Origin of the sequence: Clostridium chrysemydis (genome assembly GCF_015234215.1) — a bacterium.
Lineage (GTDB): Bacteria > Bacillota > Clostridia > Clostridiales > Clostridiaceae > Clostridium > Clostridium chrysemydis.
In genome coordinates this window covers 507,567-521,212 of record NZ_JADEKP010000001.1, presented here as the reverse complement: position 1 = coordinate 521,212, position 13,646 = coordinate 507,567, and the positions used below count along the sequence as shown (strand labels likewise).

Annotated in this window: 14 protein-coding genes; 1 reads left to right on the top strand and 13 read right to left on the bottom strand. The window is 29.6% G+C overall.

Going from position 1 to position 13,646, the window contains the following annotated elements:
• Nucleotides 1–2: 2 nt before the first annotated feature.
• The 10 genes from moaA to INR60_RS02525 all read right to left on the bottom strand — a co-directional run bounded on the left by moaA (nt 3) and on the right by INR60_RS02525 (nt 8,838).
• Complete coding sequence (moaA, locus tag INR60_RS02570; RefSeq protein ID WP_194190956.1) at nt 3–962, bottom strand: GTP 3',8-cyclase MoaA; 960 nt, start codon at nt 960–962, stop codon at nt 3–5.
• Between the two features lie 33 nt (nt 963–995).
• Entirely contained in the window at nt 996–1,472 is a 477-nt protein-coding gene (gene moaC, locus INR60_RS02565) for a cyclic pyranopterin monophosphate synthase MoaC (protein ID WP_194189908.1), read from the bottom strand.
• A 2-nt stretch (nt 1,473–1,474) separates the two neighbouring features.
• Nucleotides 1,475–2,494, bottom strand: a complete 1,020-nt coding sequence (locus INR60_RS02560) for a molybdopterin-binding protein (protein WP_194189907.1) — start codon at nt 2,492–2,494, stop codon at nt 1,475–1,477.
• 12 nt (nt 2,495–2,506) lie between these two features.
• A complete protein-coding gene (gene modB / locus INR60_RS02555) occupies nt 2,507–3,163 on the bottom strand; it encodes a molybdate ABC transporter permease subunit (RefSeq protein WP_194189906.1) in 657 nt (218 codons plus the stop codon).
• 2 nt (nt 3,164–3,165) lie between these two features.
• The gene (modA, locus tag INR60_RS02550) at nt 3,166–3,939 is read right to left on the bottom strand and encodes a molybdate ABC transporter substrate-binding protein (protein ID WP_194189905.1); all 774 of its coding nucleotides are present in this window, start codon (nt 3,937–3,939) and stop codon (nt 3,166–3,168) included.
• Nucleotides 3,924–4,415 (bottom strand): MogA/MoaB family molybdenum cofactor biosynthesis protein, encoded by a 492-nt coding sequence (locus INR60_RS02545; protein ID WP_194189904.1) that lies wholly within the window; start codon nt 4,413–4,415, stop codon nt 3,924–3,926. Before INR60_RS02545 ends, modA begins: the two co-directional genes overlap by 16 nt.
• Before the next feature lie 31 nt (nt 4,416–4,446).
• Entirely contained in the window at nt 4,447–4,932 is a 486-nt protein-coding gene (gene mobB / locus INR60_RS02540) for a molybdopterin-guanine dinucleotide biosynthesis protein B (protein WP_194189903.1), read from the bottom strand.
• 11 nt (nt 4,933–4,943) lie between these two features.
• A complete protein-coding gene (gene mobA / locus INR60_RS02535; RefSeq protein ID WP_194189902.1) occupies nt 4,944–5,501 on the bottom strand; it encodes a molybdenum cofactor guanylyltransferase in 558 nt (185 codons plus the stop codon).
• A gap of 13 nt (nt 5,502–5,514) precedes the next feature.
• Nucleotides 5,515–6,699, bottom strand: a complete 1,185-nt coding sequence (locus INR60_RS02530; RefSeq protein WP_194189901.1) for a molybdopterin molybdotransferase MoeA — start codon at nt 6,697–6,699, stop codon at nt 5,515–5,517.
• Nucleotides 6,700–6,762: 63 nt separating this feature from the next.
• Nucleotides 6,763–8,838, bottom strand: coding sequence for a molybdopterin oxidoreductase family protein (locus tag INR60_RS02525; protein ID WP_194189900.1), 2,076 nt, complete (start codon nt 8,836–8,838; stop codon nt 6,763–6,765).
• A gap of 307 nt (nt 8,839–9,145) precedes the next feature.
• On the opposite strand from INR60_RS02525, the gene INR60_RS02520 reads away from it, so the two are divergent.
• A complete protein-coding gene (locus INR60_RS02520) occupies nt 9,146–10,096 on the top strand; it encodes a TDT family transporter (protein ID WP_194189899.1) in 951 nt (316 codons plus the stop codon).
• A gap of 37 nt (nt 10,097–10,133) precedes the next feature.
• Here the strand turns inward: INR60_RS02520 and INR60_RS02515 are convergent, their stop codons facing one another.
• Genes INR60_RS02515 through INR60_RS02505 form a run of 3 tightly spaced genes read right to left on the bottom strand, consistent with a single transcriptional unit; the run spans nt 10,134 to nt 13,645 of the window.
• A complete protein-coding gene (locus INR60_RS02515) occupies nt 10,134–12,533 on the bottom strand; it encodes a homocysteine S-methyltransferase family protein (RefSeq protein ID WP_194189898.1) in 2,400 nt (799 codons plus the stop codon).
• On the bottom strand, nt 12,511–13,200 hold the full coding sequence (locus INR60_RS02510) for a vitamin B12 dependent-methionine synthase activation domain-containing protein (protein WP_194189897.1): 690 nt from the start codon (nt 13,198–13,200) through the stop codon (nt 12,511–12,513). Before INR60_RS02510 ends, INR60_RS02515 begins: the two co-directional genes overlap by 23 nt.
• Nucleotides 13,193–13,645, bottom strand: a complete 453-nt coding sequence (locus INR60_RS02505) for an S-ribosylhomocysteine lyase (protein WP_194189896.1) — start codon at nt 13,643–13,645, stop codon at nt 13,193–13,195. The genes INR60_RS02510 and INR60_RS02505 overlap by 8 nt, the downstream gene beginning before the upstream one ends.
• Nucleotide 13,646: the final 1 nt, after the last annotated feature.

The following is a 13,646-nucleotide window of genomic DNA, read 5'->3' as shown; positions in this document are numbered from 1 at the left end:
GATTATCCTCCTATTTGATTCATAAATCTAATTTCTTTGTTTTTATCTTCTTTTTTAAATAGATATTTTTCTGGTTTGTTATAGATCGAGTTTTTAATAATATCTATTATTTGCTCTTCTGATATACCTTTTTCTATTTCTTTTTTTAAGTTAATTCCACCTTTCCAATTAAGGCATCCTTTAAGCATTCCATCTGATGTGATCCTTATTCTATTGCAATTTTCACAAAAACAATTGCTTAAAGCACTTATAAAACCGATTTTCCCCTTTGCACCTTTTAATTTAATATAATTTGCAGGTCCGTCTTTTTTATCGTGTTCTAAGTTTTTATATTGGAAATTCTTTATTAAATCTTTTATTTCTTCGTTTGATATTCCTGTAAATTTATTTCCCTCTCCTATAGGCATAAGTTCTATAAATCTAACATCTATATCTTTTTCTTTAGTTAAATTTATAAGGTCTATGATTTCATCATCATTTAGTCCTTTTATAATAACTACGTTTAATTTAACCTTTATTCCAAGGTTTAAGCATTTATCTATAGCTTTAAGAACTATATTAAGATCTCCACCTCGAGTTATTTTTTTATATTTTAAAGGGTTTAAAGTATCAAGGCTTATATTAACTTTAGTTAAACCATTTTCTTTAAGTTCCTCTAATTTTTCTAATAAAAGAATTCCATTAGTCGTTAAACAAATATCTTCTATTCCATCTAAAGCATTAGTTTCTTTAATTATTTTAACTAAATCTTTTCTAACTAAAGGCTCTCCTCCAGTAAATCTTACCTTTTTGATTCCTAACTTTTCTGAGGCTTTGATTATTTTTATAATTTCTTCTTCTGTAAGCTTTTCTTTAGAAAATTCTATATTACTACTTGGCATACAGTATATACATCTTAAGTTGCAATTATCAGTTAAAGAAACCCTTAAATAATCTATCTCTCTCCCATATCTATCTTTAATTGTCCTCACCTCTTTATTAAAGCAAATAGACTTTTAAAAGTTAAACTCTCCACTTTTTCCACCAGTTTTTTTAACTAAGTGAATATCGTGAATTACCATTCTTTTATCTACAGCCTTACACATATCATATATAGTAAGTGCAGCTACAGAGACCCCTGTAAGTGCCTCCATCTCTACTCCTGTTTTTTCATCTAGTTTTGCCATAGCATTTATTATTATCTCATTATTTTCTTTATCAATTTCAAAGTCTATGCTTGAACCTGTAATCATTATAGGATGACACATAGGAATTAAATTGCTAGTATTTTTCATAGCCATTATCCCAGCTACTCTAGCTACTCCAAGGACATCCCCCTTTCCTATTTCACCTTTTAAAATAAGATCTATAGTCTTGTCGCTTGCAAGAACTTTACCAGTTGCAATTGCAACTCTTTTAGTAATCTTTTTATCACTTACATCAACCATTACTGCGTTTCCATTTTTATCAAAATGAGTTAATTTATCAGACATCTCTATTCTCCTTTTCCAAACGAACAATGAGGGAAAGTACAAACTTTACAGTCTAAGCAAAATCCTCCGTGACCTAGTGCCGCTAGATCCCTTACTTTTAATTTTTCATCTGCTAGTATTCTAGGCAATACTAAATCAAATACAGTTCTTTTTGAATACATTACGCATCCTGGTAAACCTAAAATAGGAATATCTTTATGATATGCTAGTAAAAACATAGCGCCTGGCAATACTGGAGACCCATAGCTTATAACATCCGCTCCACATTCTTTTATTGCAGTTGGCGTCATATCGTCAGGGTCTACTGACATTCCGCCAGTACAAACTATCATTTCTGCTCCACTTGCTAGAGCTTTTTTAATTTCTTTTACTATCATGTCTTTATCATCTGGTAATATAACTTGGTTTATGAGTTCACATCCATAATATTCTATCTTTCTTTTAACAGCAGGTCCAAATTTATCTTCAATTCTTCCGTGATAAACTTCTCCTCCAGTTGTAATCATATAAACCTTTTTACCTTTTATTTCGTTAACGCTTATAAATGGCTCTCTTATTAATTTTTCAGCTTCTATTATTTTATTTTCATCTATTACTAGAGGAATTACCCTAGTTCCTCCAATAACTTCACCTTCTTTAACTGGTGTGTTGTTATGTATAGTTGAAACTATAATCTCTCCAAGACAGTTTATGTCTAATAATTTTTCTTTATCTATCTTTAAAATCCCATCTCTATCTGCTATAAAATTAATTTTTCCTTCTTTTATTTCAGAAAATCTTAAACCATCTTTACAGACTAAATTTTTAAGTCTTACTGCCGCATCGTTTTCGTGTAGCATTCCTTCTTCTTTTTCCCAAACGTAGATATGTTCTTTACCTATTTTAAGTAATTCTTCTATATCTTCTTCTTTTATTATGTGTCCCTTTTTAAAGGCACGACCTTTAAATTCTCCTGGTACAATCTTTGTTATATCGTGACAAAGTACCATACCAATAGCATCTTTTACGTTAACACTTTTCATTTTCTTCACCTCTTAATTAATGCGTTTAATTATCCTGTTATAAAAGAAAATAAGAAGGATAGATAGTATCACAATTATAATTAAAATAGTATTAGCTAAATGTGAATCACCGTTTTCAATAGCATAATACATAGCCATCGGAACTGTTTGCGTCTTACCTTCTATATTCCCAGCAACTAAAATAGTTGCACCAAATTCACCAAACACACGTGCAATACCTAATATAAGTCCTGTTAATAGACCTTTTTTTGAGAGTGGCAGACTTATAAGTTTATAAACCTTTAAGTCTGTTGCACCCATCTCTTTTGCAGCGTTTTTCATATCAGAGTTTACGCTTAAAAGAGATGCTTTTAAACTTTGATACATTATAGGTAAGGCAACTATAATTCCAACTACTACAGCACCAATCCAAGTAAAAATTATGCTGTAATCAAAGTTTTCATCTAAAAAACTTCCTATTACTCCTCTTTTACCAAATATAATTAAAATTATATACCCTACAGCTGAGGGCGGTAAAAACATAGGAAACATTATTATAGTTTCAAAAATATTTTTTAATTTAAAATCTTTTTCTACTAGGACATATGATAAAAGTACATTTAGTGTCATCCCTACAAGTACTGACACTAAAACTACTTTTAAAGATATTGCAAGTGCCTCTAAAATCATTGTTAGTTCACTCCAAAGCCATATTTCTCAAATATCTTTTTACTTTCATCGCTTTTTAAATAATCACTAAACTTCTTGCTTAAATCTAATTCTTTACTATCTTTAAGTATACATAGTTCATAAACTATTGGTTTGTGATAGTTATTTGGAACTGTATAAACTATTTTGCTACTTTTTAAATTCATAGCATCAGTTTTATATACAAATCCTAATTCTGTTTCTCCGTTTTCAACGTAAGTTTTTACGTTTGTAACACTTTTTGCAAAAATTAATTTATCTTTTAGTGAATCATAAATTCCAAGTTTGTCTAGGGACTGTTTTGCGTATTGCCCTGCTGGAACTGTATTTAATTCACCTATTGCTATCTTTCCATCTATATTTTTTAAATCATTTAAAGATTTTATATCACCTTTAAAATCCTTGCTTCCAATTAAAACTAATTCATTATTTAATAATTTTTTTGAATCATCTTTTTTTACGTAATCTTCTTTTACTAATTCTTCAGCATATTTAGTGTTTGCTGATATAAACACATCTACAGAAGCTCCGTCAACTATTTGTTTCTTTAAAGTTCCAGAACCTCCTACGTTAAATTGTATCTTTACTCCATTTTCTTTTTCAAACTTATCTCCTATTTCTTTCATTGGTTCTTTTAAACTAGCAGCAATACTTACCGTTAATGACTTATCTTCTGTTTTTTTATTATTACATCCTGCTAATAAACCCAAAGCTAGAAATGATGTTAATACTGTAGCTAATATTATTTTCTTGCGCATTCTTTTGAATCCCCCTTTAAAATATCTATACCATGTTTTAAATCTTCTAAGATATAATCTAAAACTTCCCTGCAAGCTTTAGGACTTCCTGGCATATTAACAATAAGAGTTTCTCCTCTGATTCCAGCAGTTGCTCTTGAAAGCATAGCTCTTTTAGTAATTAACATACTATAACTTCTAATAGCCTCAGGTATACCTAAAGCTAATCTTTCTATTACTTCCATTGTTGCTTCTGGCGTAACATCTCTATGACTAAAGCCAGTTCCTCCTGTTGTTAATATTAGATTTACTGAAAGCTCATCGCTTTGATAGATCATTTCATCTCTTAAAAGATCCTTTTCGTCAGGTAAAACTATATACCTTTTAACTTCAAATCCTCTCATCTTTGCGATTTCAGCTATAACTTTACCACTCTCATCATTTCTTTCTCCTTTATAGCCTTTATCGCTGCTGGTTATTATTCCTAATGTATACATTTTCCTCTCCTTTTTAATAATATTTACCTTACTATTTTAATTTTAGTATAATATCGACAATTTTACTATGGTCATTCTTGTCGATTTGAATATGTTTTTCGTTTTCATTTATATAATCCGTAGCAATACATACCAAATCCTTAGAATTTGAAATTATTTTAGAGCTATACCCTTTTCTAAAAACTTCTATTTTTTTAAGGTTTGAATTTTTGTATCCTTCAACTAAAATAACATCTTTATCTTTCATTAAATTAATAAGTTCTTCTATATTTAATTCTTCTTTGATTTCTTTTATTATAGCTACTCTATTTTTAGATGAAATTATTACTTCATCTGCACCTGCTTCTCTGTGCCTGTAAGTATCTTTTCCTTTCTTATCTATATCAAATCCGTGAACATCATGCTTTATAGTTCCAACTGAATATTTTCTTCTCTTTAATTCTCTTATTAACCCTTCTATTAATGTAGTTTTTCCAACATTACTACACTCTCCTACAATATTTACTACGATAGGCATTTAAATCACCTTTACTTTCTAAGTAAATTTTCATATTCTTCTAAAGTATTTATATTTCTAGTCTTTTTTGTTTCTTTTAAATCTAAATATTCTACCCTTAAATTATTTATTAAATCTTTTAGTTTATAATTTTTTTCTTTTATCATCTTTTCAATTTTTTCTATTGAACTTTTTTTATACACTGAACAAAGGGGTTCTATATTGCCATTTACTCTCACTATAAGAGCATCTTTATTTATTTTAGATTCATAAATTTTTTTAATAAACTCCTCGTCTAAAAAGGGCATATCTGATGGAATAAATAAAACTTCTTCATACTTTGTTTCTTTAAGAGAAGTATAAATCCCTCCAAGCGGTCCTATATCTTTTATCTCATCTTCTACTAGCTTATACCCTAAATCTTTATATAATTCTCTTTGATTACATGAAATTATAATTTCATCAAATATCTTTATAGCATCTAATTCTAATTCTAAAAAACTTTTATCTTGAAGCTTTAAAAAAGCTTTTGTTTTTTTATTCATTCTTGAGTTTTTTCCACCTGATAATATAACTGCACTCTTTTTCATAATACCTCCAAAATTAAAGCATTAAAACATTAACTTTTTCACTTAATTTAAGTTCTTTGTTTTTAGGTATCTCTAATATACCATTACTGTTTATCATAGTGTGAACTTGGCCTGGAGTTTGGTATACGCTATTTATAAAAACTTCGTTTTGATTATTTACATAAACTCTTAAAAACCTTCTTTTAGAAGTTACCTTTAAAAATTCATCTTTTAATATGCAGTTTTTCTTATAGTTATAGTTTTGATTTAACATATTTTCTATAACTTTTCTTCCTGTAAGTTCAAAACTAGTTGCAGCTGCAACAGGAGTCCCTGAAAGACCTATATATAATTTGTCTCCCTTTGAAGCTGCAAACATAGGAGACCCTGGTTTCATATCTACCTTCCAAAACAAGATATCATACAAAGCTTTAACTACACTTTCTTTAACCCTATCTTTTTCTCCAACAGATACACCACCTGTCGAAATTATTATATCTGAGAATTCTTCTAATTCCTTTATAGCTTTTATTATTTCTTCATCAGAGTCACAAATTATATTATAAATTTTCCCAATGCAACCTAGCTCTGATACTCTAGACTTTAAAAAGTAACCGTTGCTATTATAAATCTTACCTTCTTTTAGAGTTTCTCCAAGGTCTTGCACCTCGTCACCTGTGTTAATTATTCCTATAACAGGCTTTTTATAAACCTTAACCTTTTTAATTCCAAGACTTGCTATAGCCATAACTTCTGAGGCTGTAATCTTTGTGTTTTTAGATATAAGCTTTTGACCTTCCTTATAGTCTTCACCTTTAAAACAAAAGTTTTCATAAGGTTTAAGACTCTTATAGACTTTTACATACCCATCTAAAAACTCAGTATCTTCTTTTCTTACTACAGTGTTTGCGCCTTCTGGAATTTTTGCACCTGTAGTGATTTTTATTGCAGTTTTAGGCTTTACTGTTTTCTTTGAGATATGACCTGCATACTCAGTATCTATAACTTTAAGAAATACAAAATCTTTTAAATCAAAAGTATCTTCTGCAATTATTGCATATCCGTCTAAAGGAGATCTATTAAAGGGTGGATTATCAATCTTTGCAAATATATCTTCACTTAAAACTCTACCTGTAGCTTCTTCTAAGCTAACTTCTTCGATTTTTAATTTTGGTGTTTTATTAAGGAGCAAAATTTCAGCTTCTTCTAAACTTACCATATTTATCCCTCTTTCTTTTTATAAGAAAGTATGCCTATCTTTTTAGATAGACATACTAATAAACTAATTTACTTTTTTTACGTTAACAGTTGAATATTTGTATGAAGGTTCTCTAGAATATGCATCATATGAGCCACGAGTTAAGATGTTTGTTTCTATATAGTGCATAGGCCCATATAATTCATCACTTTTTAATCCTTCATTTATCTTCCCTAAAACTATAACTTTTTTTCCGTTAACAGATGATACTTCAATTTTATCTCCGTTATTAATATTTAAATTTTCAGCTATTTCTTTACTTATTTCTATATACGGTTCTTTTGAAATCATCTTTTCTATAATTTGTACTTCCCTTGTTCTAGTTTGAGTGTGCCACTGACCTACAGTTCCTCTTCCTGTATTTAAAACGTATGGGTATTCTTTAGTTTGTTTATCTTCATTTACCTTTACGTCTTCATACATAAATTTCATTTTACCGTTTGGTCTAAAGAATTTACCGTCTTCAAATAATCTTCTTTGATCCTTTTCTAATTTTTCTCCAGATCTTAAAGGCCATTGTACTCCGTTATGGTCTTTAACCATTTCATCGTAAATTACTCCTGTTATATCACAAGGAGTTCCTTTTGAAGCTTTTCTTAAAAGTTCAAATACATCTTTTGTAGTTTCCCAGCCTTTTAGTTCCTCTTCCATTCCTATAGCTTTACCTATTCCGTGTAAAACTTCAAAATCTGTTAATTCATTTTCTTCTTTTTTAAGCATAGGAACTAAGCTTGAAAGTCTTCTTTCAGTATTAATGTAAGTTCCTGATTTTTTAATTCCAGGTGCAACTGGTAAGAAAAGGTCTGCCATCTTTGCAGTATCAGTATCAGAATATAAATCTTGAACTACTAAAAAGTCTAAGTTTTCTCTAGCTTTAATAAATGAACTATTATCTATCCAAGAATCAGCAGGGTTTGTTGAAACAATCCACATCCCTTTGATTTCACCATTTATAGCTCCACTTATTATTTCTGGATACGCTTTAGTAGGTCTTTTAGGAATATATTCATCTTTAACATTCATAACCTCTGTTATAAATTTTCTATCTTCTTCATTTGTATAATCTCTTCCTGCATAAAGGCAAGCAGTATTACTATAAAGCCTTGAACCCATAGCATCACTTTGACCTGTTATTGAATTTGGACCTGTTCCTTCTCTTCCTATGTTTCCAGTCATAACTGCTATGTTTATAATAGCTTGAGCTGTTCTTACAGCTTCATAACCTTGGTTTACTCCCATAGTCCACCAGAATGAAACTTTTTTACCGTTATTTATAGTTTCTGCTAATTCTAAAACTCTATCTTTTGAAATTCCAGTAAACTCTTCTATATTTTCAAGGGTATATTTTTTTACATGCTCTTTAAATCCTTCAAAGTCTTCAGTGTGATTATTTATATAATCTTCATCTATATATCCTTTTTCTATTAATACATTAGCTAATGCATATAAGAAATAAAGGTCTGACTTAGGTTTTATTCCGTACCATTCATCACAAGCTTTAGCTGTTTCTGAATATCTTGGATCTATTGCAATCTTTTTAGCTTCTTTGTTTTTTCTAGCTCTTCCCCAAATTACAGGGTGTGCAACTGCTGGGTTTGCTCCTATTAATATCATAGTATCAGTAAGTTCTATATCTTCTAAAGTGTATGGTGGTGCGTCAAAACCAAAACTTTGTTTGTAAGCTACAACAGATGTTGCCATACAAAGCCTTGTGTTACCATCCCCCTCCATATGCATCATTCCTCTACCTATATATCCAAGTAGAGCCATTTCCTCTAAAGGTAATTGTCCTGTACTTATAAAAGCAGAACTTCCTTCTCCGTATTTATCTTCAATCTCTTTCATTCTTGTAGCAAATACTTTAAATGCCGCATCCCAAGAGATCTCATGCATTTTTCCATCTTCGCCTCTTAAAAGAGGTAATTTATTTTTTCCGTATACTGAACATTGTTTATCTAAATTTAAACCTTTTATACAAGCAGTATTATTATTTACAGGATAACCTTTTTTTCCTGTAATCTTTTGAATCTTTCCATCTTCTACATTAAACTCTAAATTACAGCCTGTTGAACAGTAATTACACACAGATTGTTTTATCATTAACATCACTCCTTATGATCCGTTGATTGTTTAAATTTTATCATTTTCAATGTATAATAAATGTGACTTTCATCACACTTTTACTCAATTTTAATACTTTTTCTATAAATTTTGTGATATTTATCACATATATTTTTGTAAAATTTCTGTATCTTTATAAAGTAATTAAATTTTTAACAAAGGTCGGTGTGTGTTTTGAAAGAAAATAAAATATCATTTTTCCTAGCTTTACTAGGTTTTGTTATTTCACTAATTATTATTTATTTAATAAACGTACTTTAATTTTAAAATTTTTGAGGTGATTATTTTGGACAGAATTAAATTAAAAGATTATCCGATAGGTTTTATCGGAACTTGCCTAGGTGCAGTTACTTTAACTAGCCTATACCCTGGCCTTGGCTTTAACGGAGTTAGAAGTATATTTATCTATATAGGACTTATAGCTTTAATTTTTTGGGTAGCTAGATTTATAAAGCACCCAGATGTTATAAAAAAAGAAATGAACAATCCAATACTTATGACTTTATACCCTACAGCTACGATGCTTCTTATGAATATCGCAGCATACTTTATAAAGTTTAATAGCACACTTGCTTTAACTCTATGGTATATAGGATTTATAATTAACATTTTCTTTATACTCTTCTTCTTAATTACTCACGTTATTAAGAAGTTTGATATGAATTCAGTTTTACCTTGTTGGTATGCACTTTTAGTTGGTATTTCAGTTTCATGTACTACAAGCCCAGCTATGAATACACAAAATATAGTTAAACCTGTATTTTACTTTGTTGTAATAACATTTTTAACTTACTTACCAGTAGTTATATATAGACTTTCAAAAGTTGAAGTGCCAGATGCGCAGTATCCTCTTATTTGTATATTTGCAGCACCAGCTTCACTTTGCGTTTTAAGCTATTTAACATTATTTAAGAATCCAAACATCTATATCGTAGGTTTCTTCTTTATACTTAGCTTAATTACAACTATATATGTTTATATTAACTTCCCTAAGATATTTAAGTTAAAGTTTAACCCAACCTTTGCAGCACTTACCTTCCCATTAGCTGTAGCTACAGTAGCTTGCGTTAAAGTTAGCGGTTATCTATTTAAAGCTGGATATTCTAGTTTAGGTGCTATCGTTAATGAGATTGCAGGAATCGAATTATTTATAGCAACAGGAGTAATCGCTTTTGTATTTTATAAATTTGTATTCCATTTCTTAATGGACATCCCAGGAAAGAAATTCACTAAATAAATAAAAGGTTGCGAAACTAGAATTTTCGCAACCTTTTTTAATTAAATACTTTCCTTGCTATTTCTACTGATTCTTTAGCATCCTTTGAATAAAAGTCTGCTCCTATATTTTTTGCGTATTCTTTAGTTAAAACAGCTCCCCCTACCATTATCTTTCCTTTAAAGTTATTATCTTTTAAAGCTTTAATAGTTTTTTCCATAGATTCAATAGTTGTTGTCATAAGGGCACTAAGCCCAACTAGCTTCACATCATTATTTATAGCTTCCTCTAAGACTTTTTCAATCTTTACATCTTTTCCAAGGTCTATAATTTCATAACCATAGTTTTCTAAAATTACTTTTACTATATTTTTCCCTATATCGTGAATATCACCTTTAACTGTAGCTAGAACTATCTTGCCTTTTTCAGTTCCTTTTTTATTAGTTTTTATAAGCCTTTCTTTTATGATATCAAAAGACACCTTTACAGTTTCAGCGGCTCCTATAAGCTGAGGAAGGAATATCTCTCCCTTCTCATACCTTTCTCCTACTTTATCTAAAGAGGGAATTAACTCTTCATTTACTATATCTATTTCACTCTTTTCTTTTAAAAGATTTAAAGTTAGTTCTTTAACTCGCCCTTTAAGTCCTTTTAATATTAAATCTTCTAAAGTATCAGTCTTTGAATCTTTGTCGTTTTTATTAAAATTATTTTGATCCTTATTTAAAGTGATTCTTTCTATTTTTTTGTTTCCATAAGATTTTATAAATTCTTCCCCTTTAATATCGTTATTATTTAAAACTTTAAAGGATTTTACAACTCCAATCATACCTTCTTTGTTAGGGTTCATTATTGGTAAATCAAGTCCTGCCCCTAAAGCTAAACTTAAAAAGGTTTCGTTTATTAAATCCCTATTTGGTAACCCAAAAGAAATATTTGATACCCCTAAAAGGGTTTTTACTTTAAGTTTTTCTTTTACAAGTCTTAATGCTTTTAAAGTTTCCATAACTTCTTTTTGCTGTGCTGACACAGTTAAAGTTAAGCAATCTATATATACGTCTTCTCTTTTTATACCGTATTCTTTTGCTTTATCTACTATTTTTTTTGCTATTTTAAATCTTTCTTCAAAGGATTCTGGTATTCCATTTGAATCTAAAGTAAGACCAACTACCGAAGCTCCGTACTTTTTAACTAAAGGGAGAATATTATCTAATACTTTATCTTCACCTGTAACTGAATTTACTATAGGTTTACCGTTATAATATCTTAAACCTTCTTCTAAAACTTCTTTTTTATTTGAATCTATTTGAAGCGGAATATCTAAGACTCCTTGAAGTTCTTTTATAACTGTCTTCATCAAACTCTTTTCATCTATTTCAGGTAAGCCAACATTTACATCTAAGATTTCAGCTCCCCCTTCAATTTGTTCTAAAGCTTGATTTATAATATAATCTATATCTTTTTTTATAAGAGCTTCTTTAAATAATTTTTTCCCCGTTGGATTTATTCTCTCTCCAACTACACGAACTTCATCTATATAAACTACTTTAGATGGAGAAGTTACAGCATAAATCTCTTTATACTCTCTTTCTACCTTTTTTAAAGTTTTTAGTTCACTTAGTTCTTTAATAAACTTTTCTGTAGTCCCGCAGCAGCCACCTACTACAGATACCCCTAAATCTATAAATTTAATCATTTCCTCTTTAAATTCTTTAGGTGTAATTTCATAAAAAGCTTCGCCATTAACTATCTTTGGAAGTCCTGCATTAGGCTGAAGTAAAACTGGTAAGTTTGTATTGTCGCAAACCTTTTTTACTATATTATATAATTCTTTAGGCCCTAAAGAACAATTAACACCTAAAGCATCTACATTAAGTCCTTCTAAAGTTATAGCCATACTTTCAGGGGAGCACCCTGTAAATGTTCTTCCGTCTTCTTCAAAAGTCATAGTTGCAAATATAGGTAAATTTGAAACTTCTTTCGCTGCAATAATTGCAGCTTTCATCTCATAAAGGTCTGTAAAAGTTTCAAAAAGTAAGATATCAGCTCCTTCTCTTTCGCCAACCCTTATCTGCCTTTTAAAAATTTCTACAGCCTCTTCAAATTCTAAAGTTCCCATTGGTTCTAATAATTCTCCTATAGGCCCTATATCTTGCGCTATTAATATATCTTTATCTCCTCTAGCTATTTTTGCTAAATCTATAGCTTTTTTTATTACTTCTTCTACAGAATACTCCTTTCCTTTTAGCTTTCTCTCGTTAGCTGAAAAAGTATTAGTAGTTATAATATCAGAACCACACTTTATAAATTCTTTATGTATTTCTATAATTTTTTCTTCTTCTGTAAAATTAAGAAACTCTGGAATTTCTCCAAGCTTTAAACCCTTCTTTTGTAATGTAGTTCCCATAGCACCATCAAAAATTAATATTTTGTTTTTAAGTAGTTTTATTACATCCAAACTCTCCATCCTCTTTTCTATATATACATCTATCGTAGTTATTGCAATTTTTACAACTCTTTTTAGCTTTTACTTTTTCTTTTGTTATTCCAAGAATTGCAGTTACTGATTTTCTAGGAATCATTATAAAACTATCTGATAAATTAAGCCCAAGCCTTCTTTTGCAATCTAAAATCTCTACAAGATCCTTTTGAACACTTAAGCTTAAATCACCGTATCCTGGACTATACCTAAAAGTAAAGTTTTCATTTTCTTTTAAAAACTCTTCTTTTAAATTTTCCTCTAAATTATCACAAAGACTTTCAACTCCAGCTGTTGCACAAGCATCTAAAATAATAGAAGAAGTTAAATCAGTCTTTGAGTATAGCCGAATCTTTTTTTCTATGTCATTTCCTAAAGTTACAGCTATAAGTATACACCTATCAGAGTCTTTTAAAAGGTTATAAATATCTTTCCCTTTAAGTTTTATATTTGTATCTTTTAATTTAATCTCCCCATCTTCTTTTAAAATATGAAACTCTCTAAAAGCTACTCTTTCTCTAAAGAGGTTTTTACTTTCTAATATAAGGCTATCTATTTTTAAATCTAAATTTGTGTCTATATCTTGTCCCTTATATCCTAGATATCTTAAAACCTCTTCTTTTTTTACTTCTATTTTTCTATCCATAAATATTTAGGGAGAATCCTTTATTTAAAGCCTCTTTTGCATATTCCTTTGCTGAAAATAAAGAAAGGTCTTTATAATTTCCACATTGAATTTCATTTTTTGCTGGAATTTCCTTTGCCTTTAAGACTTTTTCTAGTGATTTTTCTAAAGCTTCTTTTATCTCTTTAGGGTCTCTATCTCCAAAAAGGCTTAAATAAAATCCAGTTCTACACCCCATAGGCGAAAGATCTATTATATTATCTAATTCTTCTCTTAATGTATGAGCTAAAAGATGCTCTAAGCCGTGCATACCAGCAGTTCCAAAAGCTTCTTTATTAGGCTGTAAAAACCTCAAATCAAATTTAGTAACCTTATCTCCTTTAATTCCCTCTAAAACGCAGCATTTTCTTACATACGGCGCCTTAACTTTTCTGTGGTCTAATTCAAAACTTTCTACTCTTTCCATT

Coding starts and splice junctions, on each gene's coding strand:
- INR60_RS02545 (WP_194189904.1), bottom strand. CDS start 4,415: ATGTATACATTAGGAATAATAACCAGCAGCGATAAAGGCTATAAAGGA.
- modA (WP_194189905.1), bottom strand. CDS start 3,939: ATGCGCAAGAAAATAATATTAGCTACAGTATTAACATCATTTCTAGCT.
- INR60_RS02510 (WP_194189897.1), bottom strand. CDS start 13,200: ATGGATAGAAAAATAGAAGTAAAAAAAGAAGAGGTTTTAAGATATCTA.
- INR60_RS02505 (WP_194189896.1), bottom strand. CDS start 13,645: ATGGAAAGAGTAGAAAGTTTTGAATTAGACCACAGAAAAGTTAAGGCG.
- INR60_RS02530 (WP_194189901.1), bottom strand. CDS start 6,699: ATGGTAAGTTTAGAAGAAGCTGAAATTTTGCTCCTTAATAAAACACCA.
- mobB (WP_194189903.1), bottom strand. CDS start 4,932: ATGCCTATCGTAGTAAATATTGTAGGAGAGTGTAGTAATGTTGGAAAA.
- INR60_RS02560 (WP_194189907.1), bottom strand. CDS start 2,494: ATGAAAAGTGTTAACGTAAAAGATGCTATTGGTATGGTACTTTGTCAC.
- moaC (WP_194189908.1), bottom strand. CDS start 1,472: ATGTCTGATAAATTAACTCATTTTGATAAAAATGGAAACGCAGTAATG.
- modB (WP_194189906.1), bottom strand. CDS start 3,163: ATGATTTTAGAGGCACTTGCAATATCTTTAAAAGTAGTTTTAGTGTCA.
- INR60_RS02525 (WP_194189900.1), bottom strand. CDS start 8,838: ATGATAAAACAATCTGTGTGTAATTACTGTTCAACAGGCTGTAATTTA.
- mobA (WP_194189902.1), bottom strand. CDS start 5,501: ATGAAAAAGAGTGCAGTTATATTATCAGGTGGAAAAAACTCAAGAATG.